Source organism: Marinobacter sp. AL4B (assembly GCF_019916045.1).
In the GTDB taxonomy this organism is placed as follows: Bacteria; Pseudomonadota; Gammaproteobacteria; order Pseudomonadales; family Oleiphilaceae; genus Marinobacter.
Genome location: NZ_JAILWZ010000013.1, coordinates 956,657 through 973,194 on the forward strand (window position 1 = coordinate 956,657; position 16,538 = coordinate 973,194).

12 protein-coding genes are annotated in these 16,538 nt (G+C 54.4%); 7 read left to right on the plus strand and 5 right to left on the minus strand.

Translation table 11 applies throughout. The features are described from left to right. Positions 1-6 precede the first annotated feature (6 nt). Positions 7-1,995 carry an acetoacetate--CoA ligase gene (locus K5L82_RS14700; RefSeq protein ID WP_223134655.1) on the plus strand — a complete coding sequence of 663 codons (1,989 nt, stop codon included), beginning with the start codon at positions 7-9 and terminating at the stop codon, positions 1,993-1,995. Between the two features lie 263 nt (positions 1,996-2,258). Continuing rightward, the gene (locus K5L82_RS14705; protein WP_133006891.1) at positions 2,259-4,502 is read left to right on the plus strand and encodes an NADP-dependent isocitrate dehydrogenase; all 2,244 of its coding nucleotides are present in this window, start codon (positions 2,259-2,261) and stop codon (positions 4,500-4,502) included. A gap of 40 nt (positions 4,503-4,542) precedes the next feature. Here the strand turns inward: K5L82_RS14705 and ybaK are convergent, their stop codons facing one another. The 4 genes from ybaK to K5L82_RS14725 are packed head-to-tail and all read right to left on the minus strand — an operon-like array spanning position 4,543 to position 8,169. Beyond that, on the minus strand, positions 4,543-5,013 hold the full coding sequence (ybaK, locus tag K5L82_RS14710; RefSeq protein WP_133006890.1) for a Cys-tRNA(Pro) deacylase: 471 nt from the start codon (positions 5,011-5,013) through the stop codon (positions 4,543-4,545). A 57-nt stretch (positions 5,014-5,070) separates the two neighbouring features. Further along, entirely contained in the window at positions 5,071-6,375 is a 1,305-nt protein-coding gene (locus K5L82_RS14715; protein ID WP_223134656.1) for a DSD1 family PLP-dependent enzyme, read from the minus strand. Positions 6,376-6,381: 6 nt separating this feature from the next. Then, positions 6,382-7,794, minus strand: coding sequence for a D-arabinono-1,4-lactone oxidase (locus K5L82_RS14720; RefSeq protein WP_223134657.1), 1,413 nt, complete (start codon positions 7,792-7,794; stop codon positions 6,382-6,384). Between the two features lie 9 nt (positions 7,795-7,803). Continuing rightward, positions 7,804-8,169 carry a c-type cytochrome gene (locus tag K5L82_RS14725; RefSeq protein ID WP_262492668.1) on the minus strand — a complete coding sequence of 122 codons (366 nt, stop codon included), beginning with the start codon at positions 8,167-8,169 and terminating at the stop codon, positions 7,804-7,806. Positions 8,170-8,322: 153 nt separating this feature from the next. Between K5L82_RS14725 and K5L82_RS14730 the strand changes: the two genes are divergently transcribed. From K5L82_RS14730 to K5L82_RS14740, 3 genes are all read left to right on the plus strand, one after another. Further along, on the plus strand, positions 8,323-9,546 hold the full coding sequence (locus tag K5L82_RS14730; protein ID WP_223134658.1) for a sensor domain-containing diguanylate cyclase: 1,224 nt from the start codon (positions 8,323-8,325) through the stop codon (positions 9,544-9,546). Positions 9,547-9,617: 71 nt separating this feature from the next. Further along, on the plus strand, positions 9,618-10,904 hold the full coding sequence (locus K5L82_RS14735; RefSeq protein WP_223134659.1) for a serine hydrolase domain-containing protein: 1,287 nt from the start codon (positions 9,618-9,620) through the stop codon (positions 10,902-10,904). A 101-nt stretch (positions 10,905-11,005) separates the two neighbouring features. Further along, positions 11,006-11,233: a hypothetical protein gene (locus tag K5L82_RS14740; protein WP_133006885.1), complete on the plus strand. Its 228-nt coding sequence runs from the start codon at positions 11,006-11,008 to the stop codon at positions 11,231-11,233. Positions 11,234-11,236: 3 nt separating this feature from the next. On the opposite strand, the gene K5L82_RS14745 is transcribed toward K5L82_RS14740, so the two are convergent. Further along, positions 11,237-12,337: a hypothetical protein gene (locus K5L82_RS14745; protein WP_223134660.1), complete on the minus strand. Its 1,101-nt coding sequence runs from the start codon at positions 12,335-12,337 to the stop codon at positions 11,237-11,239. A gap of 143 nt (positions 12,338-12,480) precedes the next feature. Here K5L82_RS14745 and K5L82_RS14750 point away from each other — a divergent pair, with 143 nt between their 5' ends. Further along, positions 12,481-15,966, plus strand: a complete 3,486-nt coding sequence (locus K5L82_RS14750) for a 7TM diverse intracellular signaling domain-containing protein (RefSeq protein ID WP_223134951.1) — start codon at positions 12,481-12,483, stop codon at positions 15,964-15,966. Then, positions 15,963-16,514: a hypothetical protein gene (locus K5L82_RS14755; protein WP_133006883.1), complete on the plus strand. Its 552-nt coding sequence runs from the start codon at positions 15,963-15,965 to the stop codon at positions 16,512-16,514. The genes K5L82_RS14750 and K5L82_RS14755 overlap by 4 nt, the downstream gene beginning before the upstream one ends. Positions 16,515-16,538 lie beyond the last annotated feature (24 nt).

Sequence of the window (16,538 nt, forward strand, 5' to 3'; positions counted from 1 at the left end):
GGGCCGATGAGTACAGCAGAACAATCAACGGTGGTTTGGACTCCGACAGAAACCACGTTGGCCAGTTCCCGGATGGGTCAGTTTAAACGCTGGCTTGAGCTCGAGGGATACGGCCCCTTCGTGGATTACCACGCGCTGCACCAGTGGTCGATCGACGAACTTGAAAGCTTCTGGCAGAAAGTCTGGGATTACTGTGGGTTGGTCTGCGACACCCCGGCTACTCGAGTGCTGGGGAGCCGAAAGATGCCGGGTGCCGAATGGTTCCCGGGTATGAAGCTGAACTTCGCCGCCAATTTGCTGCGCTGGGCGGACAATGATCACGCAGACAAAGAAGCGGTGGTCGCCTACTGTGAAACCCGTTCGGTGTTGCGAAAAAGCTACCGGCAACTGAAAGCCGATACCGGCGCGTTGGAAGCCTTCCTGCGCAGCGCAGGCATTGGCAAAGGCGACCGGGTTGCCGGTGTCGTCACCAATGGCTACGAAGCTTTGGTGGGCATGCTGGCCACAACCAGTATGGGCGCCATCTGGAGTTCCGCGTCACCAGATTTCGGAATCGGTGCCATCAACGATCGTTTCGGCCAGATTGAGCCGGCAGCGCTGATTGTGGTGAACGGTTATGGCTATGGCGGCAAAATCTTTGCGCGTCAGCAAGACTTCGCTGGTCTCATTGCCGGCTTACCCTCACTGAAAACAGTCATCAGCGTTCAGCAACTGCCTGAAGAAGCGCCGGTATCCGGCGATCGGGTGACGACCTGGGAGAAGGCTCTTGAACATGGCGCCGGACAAGCGCCATCGTATACTCCGGTGGGGCCGGATCATCCTGTTTACATCCTGTATTCCTCCGGTACCACCGGAAAACCCAAGTGCATCGTACACGGCACCGCTGGCCTGCTGATCAACCACGCCAAAGAACTGATGCTGCACGGCGATGTCGGCCCGGAAGACCGCTTCCTGTACTTCACCACCTGTGGCTGGATGATGTGGAACTGGCAAGCCTCAGCCCTGATGACCGGTGCCGCCGTGATTACCGTAGACGGCTCACCCGGCTACCCCAGCCTCGACTTTCTTTGGGAAACCGTGGCCAAAGAACGCGTTACTCACTTCGGCGCAAGCGCGCGCTTCATCGCCAGCTGTCGAAAAGCCGGGCTCAAGCCCGTGAAAAGCCACGACCAAAGTGCCTTGCGAGTCGTATTCTCCACGGGCTCACCGCTGCTTCCTGAAGACTACGATTGGGTCTACAGCGATGGCGCACCGAACGTATTGCTGGGCTCCATCGCCGGCGGCACCGACATCTGCGGCTGCTTCGTGGGCGCAACGCCGTTGTTGCCGGTACGCCGTGGCGAAATACAGTGCCGCATTCTCGGTGTGGATGCCGTTGCTTATGACGACGAAGGCAAACCGGTCAGCGGCGGCCGCGGCGAACTCGTCTGCCGCCAGCCGCTGCCGTGTATGCCTGTCAGCTTCTGGCAGGACCCGAACAACGAACGCTACCAAGACGCCTATTTCAACACCTTCTCCGGTGTATGGGCCCACGGCGACTTCATCGAATTCACCGAACACGGCGGCGCCATCATTTACGGCCGCTCTGACGCCACCCTGAACCCCGGCGGCGTAAGAATCGGCACCGCAGAAATCTACCGTCAGGTCGAAACCGTGGCGGAAGTGAAAGACAGCCTCGTGGTTGGTCGCCAAATCGAAGGCGACGTAGAAGTGGTTCTGTTCGTCGTGCCCGTCGAAGGCCGGAGTGTCACCGACGAGCTGATAAAAACCCTGAAAGCCAAAATTCGGGAAGGCGCCAGCCCAAGACACGTACCTAAGCACATCGTCGAAGTGCCCGATATTCCCTACACCCGTAGCGGTAAGAAAGTGGAGCTCGCGGTGGCCCGCCTGATGAACGGTTCAAAAAAAACTGATAACCGGGATGCGCTGGGTAACCCTGAAGCGTTGGATAAAATACGGGGGCGGCTAATGGAATCAGGCCTGCTGCCGGAATGATCTCAAGTTCAGTAACGCGTCAGCACGAAGCATGGAAATGTTAGAAAGTTTCGTAAATTCCCGCCGTTTCATCCAGTTGTAGTGAATGATCTGGCATTGTTCGTACGTTCTTATACTAAGATCGTAATCCATAAGCCGCAAAAAATGCTATCTTATTAGGTCTATCAAAAGTTCCGAATCAGTCATTGCCCCGGCCAGACGTTCACAAGACGACCGGCCTAGCCATGACCGTCCTGAACCCACCCTTTAGCCTGAGGACGAAAATGACCACATCCAAATCCAAGATCATTTACACCCTGACCGATGAAGCCCCCGCACTAGCCACCCGGTCACTGCTCCCCATTCTGGAATCTTTCGCCAAGCCGGCAGGCATCGAATTCGAAACAAGCGATATCTCTCTTGCAGCTCGTATTCTGGCAGGTTTCCCGGATTTGCTCGAAGAACACCAGCGAGTCACCGATGACCTGGCCGCATTGGGCGAATACACCAAAGACCCTGATGCCAACATCATCAAGCTGCCGAACATCTCTGCCTCTATTCCGCAGCTGCGCGCAGCGATCAAAGAACTGAACGAACACGGTTACAATCTTCCTGAGTACAAAGAGCACCCAGAGACCGACGAAGAAAAAGACGCCAATGCTCGCTACTCCAAAGTGCTGGGCAGTGCGGTAAACCCGGTTCTTCGTGAAGGGAACTCCGACCGCCGTGCCCCGGCAGCGGTCAAAGCTTTCGCTCGTAAATACCCGCACACCATGGGCGAATGGAGCCCGGCGTCGCGTACTCATGTTGCTCACATGAATGGCGGTGATTTCTACTCCAGCGAGCAGTCCGTTACTCTGGAAAAGGCCACAAACGCCCGCATCGTGTTCGAGAATACAAAGGGTGAACAGACCGTACTGAAAGCTGACCTGCCTCTGCAGGAAGGTGAAGTCGTCGACGGCATGTTCATGAGCAAGAAAGCGCTCTGCAAATTCTTCGAACAAGCGATCGAAGATTGCGAAAAGACCGGCGTGATGTTCTCCCTGCACGTGAAAGCAACCATGATGAAAATCTCTCACCCGATCGTATTCGGTCACGCGGTGAAGATTTACTACAAAGAATTGTTCGACCAGTACGGCGATCTGTTTGAAGAAATCGGAGTGAACCCGAATAACGGTCTGTCCTCCGTACTCGAGAAGATCAAGCAGTTGCCGGAGTCCAAGCAAGAAGAAATCCAGGAAGCGCTGCATAAGACTTACGAGCACCGTCCTGAAATTGCCATGGTTGACTCCGTGAAAGGTATTACCAACCTGCACGTGCCGAGTGACGTGATCGTCGATGCGTCGATGCCAGCAATGATCCGTAACTCCGGTAAAATGTGGGCCCGTGATGGCAAGCTGAAGGACACCAAGGCGATCATGCCTGAGTCCACCTATGCCACCATTTATCAGGAAACCATCAACTTCTGTAAGACCCACGGTGCGTTTGACCCCACCACTATGGGTACCGTGCCGAACGTTGGCCTGATGGCGCAGAAAGCCGAAGAATACGGCTCGCACGACAAGACCTTTGAAATCCAGGAAGACGGTATTGTTCGCATCGTTGCTGAGGACGGTACGGTACTGACCGAACACAACGTGGAAGAAGGTGATATCTGGCGTGCTTGCCAGACCAAAGACCTGCCCATCCGCGATTGGGTCAAGCTGGCTGTTAATCGTGCCCGCGCGACCGGTATGCCAGCGGTATTCTGGCTCGACGATGAGCGTGCCCACGATGCTGAACTGATCAAGAAGGTCAACACCTACCTGAAAGATCACGACACCGAAGGTCTGCACATTCGCATCGAGTCTCCGGTGCGCGCTATTCGCTGGACCATGGAACGTCTGATTCGCGGTCTGGACACTATCTCGGTCACAGGCAACGTGCTGCGTGACTACCTGACTGACCTGTTCCCGATCCTGGAGCTGGGCACCAGTGCCAAGATGCTGTCGATCGTGCCTCTACTCAATGGCGGTGGTTTGTACGAGACCGGTGCTGGCGGTTCTGCGCCCAAGCACGTGCAACAGTTGGTTCAGGAAAACCACCTGCGTTGGGATTCTCTGGGTGAGTTTCTGGCGACGGCTGTGTCACTGGACGAGCTGGGTGAGAAGCATGACAACGCCCGTGCCCGTATGCTGGGCCAAACCATGGACAAAGCGACTGAGCGTTTGCTGGAGAACAACCAGTCTCCATCCCGCGTAACCGGCGAGCTGGATAACCGTGGTTCCCACTTCCATCTGGCCCGTTACTGGGCAGAGGAACTGTCCAAGCAGGACAGCGATAAAGAGCTGAAGGAATTCTTCACCAAGTTGTCTGAGCAGTTGGAAGCCAACAAGGACAAGATTCTGGAAGAGATGACGGTGGTTCAGGGTAACCCGGCGGACATCGGCGGATACTACTACGCACCGGCTGAGAGGGTCTCTGAAGTGATGCGCCCAAGCGCTACCTTCAACAAGATCCTTGAGGATGCGGCTGCAGCCGTGAAGTAAGGTTCGACTCAGGCCGGGGATAAAACCCCGGCCTGTTTTCTTAGTTTTGCTGCAAAGGTGCGAAACCTGCACCAGCCAGTTGTGCGAGATCCGCCGGGGCGAGTTCGATTTCCAGTCCCCGTTTACCCGCACTGACGAAAATGGTGTCGTACTGCTCCGCAGTCGCATCGATGAATGTCTTCAAACGTTTTTTCTGGCCCAACGGGCTAACCCCTCCCAGTACATAGCCTGTGCTGCGCTGCACATCCTGCTTGTCGGCCATGCCGGCTTTCTTCGCACCTGCCGCTTTTGCGATCAGTTTTAAGCTGAGCATGCCGGTCACCGGCACCAGGCCTACCGCCAGTTCCTTGCCATCTACGGCCACGACCAGTGTTTTAAAAACCCGGTTCGGGTCAACGCCCATCTTGTCGGCGGCTTCATTACCGTAGCTTTCGGCCGACGGGTCGTGTTCGTATTCGTGCACGGTGTAGCTGATCTTCGCTTTTTTAGCGGCGAGAATTCCGGGAGTCATGGGTAATCCTGTTGCCTGAACGATGTGCCGGAATTAAAGCACGGACGGTAGCGGAGTTCACCCCCGATCAAACACTGGCCACAGCTCTGAAATTTCGCCCTTTGTTGCGTCGAAAACAGCCAGGTCTCCGAACTCAAGTAAGACGGCCTCGCTTTGGTGGGGGCGCAGGAATACCCGGTCACCGACCTTGAGCGGAACGCCTTCCGCGAGATTCAGCATTTCCTGATTGGTGGAGCGGCCGTAAAAGTGGTTGTTCAGCAAACCAGCCGGTGACACCGGGTTGGCCTTCCAGTAGCCGCCATAGATAAACGCGGTACGCGCGTGATTGGGGTTCCACAGCGCTTGCAGGCGGCCCAACCCGGGCGCCCCGGGGATGCGGGTACGACCCAAAAGCTTCAGTACCGGTGTCGCAATGAATGCAGCGCGTTGGTGGTCGGACAACGTTGGCACATCGAAATCGGTGGGCAGAACCAGCGCAGAACCTGCCGCCAGTTCATTAGCGGGGATTCGCCCGGCCATACCCTGATACAACTGATACGTCGTGGAGCCACCGGTGTTCAGGGTCAGGTCTGAAATGCTGCGGCCCAAGGTGCGCTCTGCGGTTTCCACAAACTGCTGATAACGAGCCATGGCTTGGTCGCGCAGCCAGTCCGTCGGTCCTGGTGCTTTGGCAATGTGGGGTTCGTACCCCATGAACCCGCTGAAGGTGAGCCATGTGGAACGTTCGATGCTCGAAAGTGCCCAAACTAACGCTTCCTGACGGGTAAACCCGCCCCGGTGCAGACCAATATCGATTTCAAGATTTATCCGCATTGGTTGTTTGAGCTGCTCGGCCAGTTGCTGGTACTCGGTCAGTCGTGCCGGAGAATCCACCAGCCATTGCAGTTGCGTATCGGGTTTGAAACCGCTTGGGGCCGCCTCAAGCTGTTTATAGAAACGGGCAGCACAGGTTACCGGAAGCGGTTTGCCGAGCAGGATGTCAGAGTCAGTCAAGGCTCGGGCTACCTGGTTGAGACTCGGTTGATGAAACAACATCAGTTTACGGGTGCCGACGCCCGTCATGGTGTGTTGGAGCAAGGGTATTGATGGCAAGGACTTGGCGACGATCCGGTAACCGAAACCCTCCCCAATGCGACGTTTTAAAACGGTGATGTTGTGGTTTAAGCGCTGGCGGTCGATCACCAGGGTTGGCGTTGCCAGGCCTTTTTCGCTCAGGGCTTTTTGCAGGGTTAGGAAGTAACGGGAGTGCCCGGCGGTTAGCGCTTCAGGCTTCAGTAAGCCGGCAGCGCCCAAACCACCCACTGCGACGCCGGCCAGCAGCAGATTGCGGCGTTGTTTGCGAAACGCTTCGCTGTGAGCCATGTTTGCTTATCCCGTCCTCGTGGGTTGGCTGAACAGGCGAGCCAGATAGGGGTTCAGGAAACGGCCGTTCGGATCAAGTGCTTCCCTCACTTCGCAAAATGCCTGCCACTGCGGATAAAGTGACTCGAAATCGGCCCCGGTGAGCGTGTTCAGTTTGCCCCAGTGTGGTCTTCCCCCATGTCGTTTCAGAATCGGTTCCACGGCCTCGAACAAGGGCGTATGGTCTTCTTCAATGAACCGATGTACGGCGATAGAAACAGAATCGCGCTGGTAAAAAGGGCTAAGCCAGGCATCGTCTGACTTTACAAACCTTACCTCAATGGGGAAGAACACCTCGGGGAATTGGCTTTCGATGGTATCGATTACTTCACGAAGCGCCGCCTGCCAACTGTCTCTCGGCAGGTGATATTCCATTTCATTGAAACGCACGTTCCGGGCGCTGGTGTAGTTCTGCCAGGACGAGGCTACCTTTACCTCGGTACTGAGGGTGCGCATGTAGCTACCAAGTATGAGCCGGCGAAGGCGTGGCGACCATGACAGATAATCGCGGGCTTGCTGGAGGTCCCGGGCGCCGTCATTCTGGTCGATGGCGTCGGTTTCCGATAGCGGCTCATCGGTGATGTCGTGGGTGCTGGTAAAACCCATGCCCGAGAACGGAATATAGAAGAACTCGTAGTTTCGGTGCGCTGTGGCCCGTGCGTCGGCGTTTTCGAGAATGTCTTCGACGGCCAACCATTCGGTGGTTTTTTTGAGCCGGTAGGGGCGCCGATTCTGCAGAGTTACATCGGTTACGAAGCCCAAGCTGCCTAGCCCGACTCGTGCTGCCTGGAAGATGTCTGGATTCTGGTCTCGGTTGCACGCCAGTACATCTCCCTGCGCGGTTACCAGGGTGAGTCCCTCAATATAGCCCGACAAACTCATCAGTTCAGCCCCGGTGCCATGGGTGGCTGTTGCCAGTAAGCCGCCGAGGGATTGTTGATCAATATCCGGCATGTTGAAAAGCGCTTGGTTGATGCTTTCGAGAGGTTGGCCAAGTTGGCCGAGCAGCGTGCCAGAGGCGATGCGGGCACGGCACAGGTCATCGTTGTGATCGAGGATACCGTTCAAGCGGGCCAGTGACACCAACACATCGTTGGTGGGCACCAACGGCGAGAACGAATGACCGGAGCCGACCGGGCGAATCTGGGCGTTTTTGTGGGCGGGGTCATTCAAGATATCCAGCAGTTCGCTGATCGAACGCGGCGCGAGCCGGTGGCTCGGGTTCGAGTTCTGCGAACCGGACCAATTTCGCCAAGTCATTGGGCCTGCGATGGTTGTTTTTTGGCCGGACGACGTTCGAGCATGGCTGAGTTCGGGCCATCCCGCTTGACTGGCAAGAGCGCTACCTACCAGTAAATTCAAAAACTGCCGTCGTTGCATGGTGCGCTCCTATATCTGTGCCGGTGTTGCCATGAAGGTGATCAGCGCCTGGAATTCTGCGGCGTTGCAATCCATGCATAGGCCATAAGGGGGCATGCCGCCCGTGCCCGACACGACGTTATTCAGCAGTGTGTCCATGCCTTTTTTCATGCGGGGTTGCCAAGCGTTCGTATCCCCGGTAAGTGGCGCATCGGAGGTACCGCTGCCATGACAAGCCATGCAGGAACGCTGATAAACCTCAGCAGTTTCGGGGTTCTCGGGGGTCGCTGAGCGAGCGTACTCGATGACCTCTTCAGATGGACTGGACGTTTTTGTGCAGCCAGATGACAGGCTGATCGACAGCAGCGCAAGGATAGCGCACGAAACAGATTTCAATGAACAGTGGGGTCGCATCATGGTGTATAAACGTGATTGAGTGTCACATTTATTTTTGACTAACTCGACATTAAAATCAAGCCATACTCGACTCTGCACCCGACAGTGACTATTTTTGAAGAGGGCCATAGAACTGTCAGGCAAGGTGTTTTCATGAGTCAGGGGCAACCAGAGGACAGCGGTACAGCGCCGTTGCAGGCAAATCGCAGTCCGCTGCGACGCGCGCTGTGGGCGGTCTTTGTGTACCTGCTGGTGGGCCTGGCCTGGATCCAGTTCTCCGATCAGCTGGCGGAAACTTGGTTTCAGGATGCCCGTGCGTTGTCGAAGGTTCAAACCTGGAAGGGCTTTTTATTCGTTGGCGTGACAGGCCTCACTTTGTTTATCGTCATGTTTCGCCAACTCCGCAAAGACCGGTTGCTTCTTTTGCTGCAGATTCGCCAGCGCAAGGTGATGCGTGAGCATGAGCGGCAGTTGACGGTTTTGCTGAATAACTTGCCCGGTATGGCTTTTCGCTTCAGAAATGATCTTCTTGGCAGCTTTATTTTTATTTCTGATGGTTGTGAAGAGTTGACCGGTTACAGCGCAGAAGAGCTGATGACAAAAGGCTCGCTCAGTAAATCGGGCCTGATGGGTGACGAACGCCGTATGGCGATAGCTCAGGAAGCAGCAGAATCGATTCGCCAGCAGGGTTTCTTTTCGATCGAATTTCCGATTACCCGAAAATGTGGACGGGACATTTGGGTTTGGGCCAGAGGGACCGGTTTGACCGACGATGATGGTTCTCGACTGCTTGAGGGGATCGTGCTGGATGTGTCCAAGCGAAAAGAACTGGAGCAGGAGCTGGAGGAGTTAGCCACAAAAGACGCGCTCACCGGGTTGCTGAACCGTCGGGAGCTGAGCCGCGTTCTTGCAGAGGAATTAGAGCGTGCGCACCGTTATCACCGGTCATTAGCAGTATTGTTGGTCGATTTCGATCATTTCAAAAAGGTAAATGACGGTTACGGCCATGCCGCCGGTGATCTTGTGTTATCCACCGCCAGCCAAATTCTGGAAGATAGTGTTCGTGCCGTAGATTCCGTAGGCCGATTTGGGGGCGAGGAGTTTGTGGTTGTCTTGCCGGAGAAGGGACAAATCGAAGCTTTGGATACGGCCGAAAGATTGCGACAGGCCGTACGTGAAAAACCGGTTATTCTGGCGACGGGTGAGCGTGTGTTGGTCACTGCAAGTATTGGTGTTGCGGTGTATCCGATACACGGTACGAGTGTCGAAGAGTTGTCAGCAGAGGCCGATAAAGCGATGTATCGGGCCAAAATGCGAGGGCGTGACTGTGTGGCCATAGCGCAGCCGGCACAGCCCATACATAATGAAACGACATAAGATCATACCTCAGGGGTAAGCAGCTCCCGGAGGAAGTGAAACCCGTCATTCTGATAATAAAGGCGCTTGTTATGCATTCACTCGCCCGTCGTGCTTTGCACACCTGCAAGGTGCCCCAAGACCTTTCCTCCCTTATTTTTCGTGACAGCTCAGGTGAACACCCTGAGCGTGTAAATCTGTCTCAAGGTGCGGTGGAGTCTATCTGGCAGAGTGTAGAGTCACTGTATCGTACCGGTGTTCATCCGGGTATACAGCTTTCGTTGAGGTACCGCGGCGAGCAAGTATTGCACCGGTCCATTGGCCACGTTCACGGCAACGGCCCGAATGATGGCTCGGGTGCGCCGAAAATTCCGATGAGTACGGAAACCCCTATTTGCTATTTTTCGGCATCCAAGGCTGTAACTGCGCTGCTCATCCATATGTTAGCGGAGCAAGGTCTGGTTAATCTGATGGACCCTGTGTCGTATTACTGCCCGGAGTTTGCGAAAAACGGTAAGCGCACCATCACCGTGCATCAGATTTTGTCGCACCGGGGTGGCATCCCCGCGATCCCTAAAGATACCCCCATTGATGTGCTGTGGAACAGAGACGAAGTGTGGCGTTTACTGTGTGAGGCCAAGCCGGTAGAAGTGGATGGCGCCAAGGTAGCCTATCATGCGATTACCGGCGGCTTTGTGCTCCAGCGGGTGTTGGAGAAAGTCACAGGTGACACCATCGAGAATTATTTGGACAAGTATCTGCGCAAGCCCATGGGCATGAAATGGTTTACCTACGGTGTGGCGCAGGACCATGTGCATGAATTGGCATCGAACTACGCCACCGGTCCAACGCCTCGTTTCCCCGTATCTTGGGTGGTGAATCGAGCTTTGGGGGGCGATATTAAAACCGTTGAGCAGGTAACCAATGACCCGCGTTTTCAGGAAGCGGTCATTCCGGCGGGTAACCTGTGTGGTACGGCGGAGGAAATGAACCGCTTTTTCCAGATGATGCTGGACGGCGGTATGTGGCAAGGCAAACGAATTTGTAGCGAGTTGACTATTCGTCGAGCCATTCAGCAATTTGGTTCCATGCAGCTGGACCGCACTATGTTGGTGCCTATGCGATTCAGCGCCGGGATGATGCTGGGTGGCAATCCGGTTGGTCTATGGGGACCGCAAAGCCGCCATGCGTTTGGCCATATTGGCCTGATCAACAAAATGTGCTGGGCGGACTCCGCTAGAGATATTTCGGTCAGTCTGCTTAACACCGGGTTCCCGATAGTGGGTCATCACATCCCGTCGCTCGCCCGATTTGTCTATACGGTTACCAAGCAGTTTCCAATACTGCCGGAGCAAGAAAGGCGGCTAACATCCGTATAAAATGGAACTTTTTCCATTTTATTGTTTTTTGTCTGACAGTTGGGCAAAATGGCAATTGGGTTTAGGATCGCCCATGATCTCAATGGATGAGGTGCCGCTGTATGAACCGATCAAATATGCCGATTGCCGATGCCTCTCGCGTTGAGTTGGGGCAGTACGACAGTGTCCGCACTCACGTGCGACAACAGGTGTGTGATGAAGTCCGGAAACTGGAACGCCGGATCGAAACCTTAAAGCTGACCCAAGCTCCACACGCCGAGATCATCATCTCGGCCTATGAGCGGATGATCGAGCGAAAACGAGGCTTTTTGCAGAATTGGGATATGTAGTGCCTACTGGCGGTGAGCCGTAGGCACTGTGCTCCAAACGACTTTTGCCTGATCTACGCTCTGATTGACGCAGTAGTCCGGATTAGGCACGGTTGGTACATCTTCCGGGTTTTCATCATCGTCCGGATCTGCTTCCGGATCTTCTATTCTGGCCGGCTCGTTATGTGAGGTGTAAATTTTCACCTGACTCGTGGTGTAATTCAGTTCGACACGCTGGCAGTCCGGGTTAGTTTCCTCAAGTATCACCCCGTGGCGGCGGTAGTCGATGACCGGCTGTTCGCTGTTTTTGATGAACAGCGCATCTTTCTCTTCTTGTCCGATGAACTCCTGACGTAATTCAATCCCGCCATAACTGCGGCTAACAAAGTCAGCCGTGGCCAGCTCCGGCTCGTTATACCCCGAAGCGCTGAAATGCGTTGCGCTGAATCGCGCGCCGGCGAGCAGACTTATTAATTCCGGTTGTTGATCTTGTTGGGCCGCATCGACGCTGCGCGCTACGTATTGGATGGTGCGGTAGACCTTTTCATCCAAACTGCTTTCATTGGCGGTTTTCGGGACATAGCGCCAGTCGAGCGTTTGGTATCGCCATTCGCGGTCGTTGAGGGCTAGCTGAGCGTTCGTGGCCGCTTGATCGGTGAAACGAATGCTGGCACCCGCACTGCGTGTGTTGTAGGTGCCCGCTATGCTTTGACCGATACGGTCGCTGATGTACTGGCGCCCATCGTCGAAGTTTTGCACGTTGCCCACGCTGATGATCTGGTTCATCAAGTCCAGAGGGTTCCGTACCTTGGTGTAACTGTTGCCGTCCTCGGCTGGCATAGCGCCAATGAAGATATCGATATGGCGGCGGATGTCTTTAGTCGTTTGCTGGTTTTCGGGGCTGTTACTGTCTCCGCTGGGCTCTATGCCGGCGTAGTAGTCACTAAACAGAGTGTGCTTGAGTGTTTCGGGTGCCTGGGGAGTGTCGGTTAGATCAAAGGTTGAAAAGGTAAGGTCAACATCACTGGCAGGGTTTAGCGCAGACGAACCGGAGCTGTCTGAGCCGCATCCTGAGACTGTGGCGACGGCCATGGAAAGCGTGGCATAGAGAAAAACAGATCTCATTTCGAGTGACCTCAGGGTGCGAAAACCATTGCGAACAGCTAAAGTAATGATTGCTGACAATAAACGATAAAGTAGACAGCTGCCCGCTCGGAGATCACATTTTGCAGCAACGGTTACGCGATACTTGGGTCCGGGCGCTCCTGATGGGCCTGTTTTTGGTTGTGATTGCCCTACCTTCCCAAACCTTTGCACAGTCCGGGTGTCGTGATGGCGTGTTGTCGTTGGGGAATGGCAGCGAAGGTATTCGAGATCTTAACGGGTGTCTGGCCTATCTAGAGGACCCTGACCAAAGCTTCAGCTTCGAAGACGTACGCAATCTGCCCCTTGGTCAATTCAATCGCCACTATGAAGGCGTGCTCAACTTTGGCTACACAGAATCGGCTTATTGGACTCGGCTGGATGTCAGTACTCGGGAGCTGCAAGGTCCTGCTGATTGGATGCTTGAGCTGGCTTTGCCGTTGGTGGACGATGTCCGTTTGTATGTTGTACGTGATGGTCGCTTGGTGGAGGAGCGCCGCGCCGGTTACTACGATGATTGGAGCGAGCGTGATTTAGCGGTTCCAAACCCGACGTTTCAGATTTCTTTCGCACCGGAGACGACAACGACGGTTTATCTTCGGGTAACCAACATCAACACGTTTCGATTGCCCATCACCCTGTGGCCTCGTGAGGGTTACATCGCCAAGGTGTCGTTTGATGAAGCCGTTCGAGGCATCCTGCTTGGCGCTATTCTGGCGATTCTTGCCTACAACTTGTTTGTTGCCGTCTCCGTGCGTGAGCGAAGCAATATTTACTACTTACTGTACCTGGTTTCCGCCGTGCTCTTTACAGCCACCGAACAAGTCCATGGGGTTCAGTTGTTCGATGAGCGCCCGGCACTGTTGAACAAAGATTACCTCCACTACCACATCATCTTTACGCTGTTTTTCGGGTTGCTGATGGCCCGTTCGCTCTTGGAAACCCGTCACCGATCGCCGGACCTCGATAAGGTGCTTGTAGTTTGCTTGTATGCGGTGGTGGCGACGTTCGTTTTAGCGTTGTTTATGCCATATGCGGTCACTATGGAGTGGATTGTGGTGGCATCCATTCTGATGAGTAGTCTTTTGATTGTTGTCAGTTATCTATCGTGGCGCTATTACAACCCCGCGGCTCGTGCGTACTTTTTTGCATGGGCAGCCGCTTTAATCGGATTTGGGGTTTATGGTCTGACGGTGATTGGCTACCTGCCGCTCAATACGTTCACAACTTACACGCCGCAATTTGGCCTTACGGCTCAGGTTATTCTGTTTTCGTTTGCCTTGGCTGATCGAATCAAACAGGTGCAGGGAGAGGCATTGGCGTGGAACAGGAAGGCTTTGGCCAACCTCCAGCGTTACCAGTCTTTATTCGATAATGTGATTGAAGGCGTCTTTCAGATGTCCCCAGAGCGGCGCTTCGTAACCGCGAACCCAGCGATGGCCGAATTGTTAGGTTACCGGAGTCGGCACGAACTGCTGCGTGCTAATCCCGATGTATTGGAAACCTTTATTGAGGATGGTTTGCTGAGACGCCTGGTTGTCGAACAGTTGGAGAGAGCTGGAACGGTGAAAGGCGTGGAAGCGAAATACCTGACCCGGAGTGGAGATGAGCGCTGGGCGACGATTTCGCTGCATACCGTTTATGACGCAGAAGGTATGCCGATGCATTTGGAAGGCACCTGCATTGATACCACTGAAAGTCATCAGCGACTGCAGATTGAGCGCGAGCGAGAGCAAGAGCGATTGGAAAAAGAACTGGCCCGGAACTCGGCGCAGGCAAAAAGTCAGTTCCTGGCCAACATGAGTCACGAGATCCGGACACCTTTGGCGGCGATTATTGGGTATGGGGAGACGCTGCTTGATAACGAGCTAAGCGAAAGCGAAAAACGCAGAAGCGCGGAAACCGTGGTACGAAGCGGTCGGCATTTGCTTGAGTTGGTAAACGATATATTGGACCACTCGAAAATTGATGCCAATAAACTCGATGTCGATGTGGTCCCGGTCAGTTTGCCGGAAATGCTGGATGAGATACAGGCATTTTTTGAGCCAAAAGCCAACGAAAAAGGCCTCGATTTCAGTATCATTTGTGACTACCCGCTGCCTGAAAAAATTCAGACGGACCCTACGCGTTTTCGACAAATAATTATTAATTTGTGCGGAAATTCTCTGAAATTTACCGAAAAAGGCTCGATTTCGTTGGTTGTTCGTTGCGATCGTGAGAACGAAATGTTGCACGCTCGTGTCGTTGATACCGGTATCGGTATGAAACCCGAGCAAATCGACCGGTTGTTTGATCCGTTTGCTCAAGGCAGCAGTGCGATTGCTCGGCAATATGGTGGCAGTGGCTTAGGCTTGAGCATTTCTCTTCGCTTGGCTGAATTGTTGGGCGGCAACATTCGGGTTGATAGCAGGTATGGCGAAGGCAGCGAATTTGAGGCAACGGTCAGCACTGGCTCGCTGCATGACAGTCACTTTTTAAAGGATGCTTCAGAATTTATTGAACGACGCCGGGCGATACCGATGGTGGCCGCACCAACGTTGAGTGGTTGTATCCTGTGTGCTGAAGACAACGAACTGAATCAACGGCTGGTATCGCTTTTGGTGGAACGAACAGGAGCCGAGTTGGTGCATGTTCTCAACGGTGCAGAGGCGCTGGAACGGGCCACCAAAGAAGCGTTCGATCTAATTCTGATGGATATTCAGATGCCGGTCATGAACGGTCGCGACGCGACGCTGGCTTTGCGGGAAGCGGGGGTAAACACTCCCATTATCGCGCTCACGGCCAATGTGATGACTGAAGACATCGTTGAATATCGAAAAGCCGGGTGTAACGGTTATCTGGCGAAGCCCATTGATAAACAGCAGTTCTATCAATCGTTGGCAAAGTATTTGGGGCGGAATGCAGGGGCCATGCCGACCACGTTTAGTGGACGGGTGTTGGTGGTGGAAGAGAACGATGATAACCGGCGCCTGGTTGAGCGCATGCTCAAGCGTATTGGTGCCGATCCTATTTTAGCGAGCAATGGCGAAGAGGCGGTGCGCACGGCCTTGGCCGACACTGTGCACTTGGTGTTGATGGGTCGGTTTTTGCCTGGAATGGATGGTGTGGACGCCACCCGGTTGTTACGGCAAACCGGATTCCGGCGACCGATCATCGCGTTTACCGGAGGCGATCAATCGGAAACGGACGCACTGATCAGTGCGGGTTGTGATGGTGTTTTGCGCAAGCCCACTGATTACACGCACTTGCAGGCGCTGCTGGATCGTTACTTGAACAGAGATGCAGGCGATGCCGTTGATGAAGATATCGGCTATTTATCGTCGCGATTTCTGGCCGGGCTGGCTGACCGGCAACAGCGCATGAACGAGGCTTTCGCCAGCCACGACTTGCCCAGTCTTCAGCTAGAAAACCATCAGATTAAGGGCACAGCGGGCGCTATGGGCTATCCGCTGATGACTGAGCAGGCGGCGGTTTTAGAACAGCACATCCGCAAAGAACTCCCGGATTGGCAGCGTATTCACGCCGGGCTGGATAAGCTAAACGACATGATTAATCGCGCCTTGGCAGAGACGGACCAAGGGCATGCTGATAACACAGGATCCGATGTATGAACCACAGCCAACACCGACAGGAACAGCATTCACTGAGCATGATGTACGGCACCTACGCTGACATCCTGTTCGTGCTTTTTCCTTTTTTGATTATTGCCATGCAGCGGCTTTGGGATGGAAATCTGTACCATACCTTAATGCAGCCGGACCTCAGCATTGCTGCCATTATTCTCGCCGGGTTGGCGATGGGGAAGTTTGTATTGGGGTTGGTGACTAATCAGGACCTGGGGCGCTATAAAGAGCGTATAGTGTTCTTTATCGCGTTGACGCTGTTTTTGGTGCTGGGGCCGGCCATCATATTGTTATTGAGCCTAACGAGTGATGCAGAAGTCCCCCGATTTGTGGCCTTCGTGCAGCCGGTTTTGTTGATTATTGCCATTTCGCTTTACACCACTGCAGTGAGCATTGCTAATCTTCTGACACGCACGAGTGACGGTGGCGGGCGGGTAGACCTGGATCAGCCCTATCCAGACAGCGCCGTGTCACGGGGGGCGGTAGACCACCCCCCGTTGGATTTGCCGAGACGAACCAACAACGACGCGCACTGAGTGAGCAGAATAACAAGTGAGGTA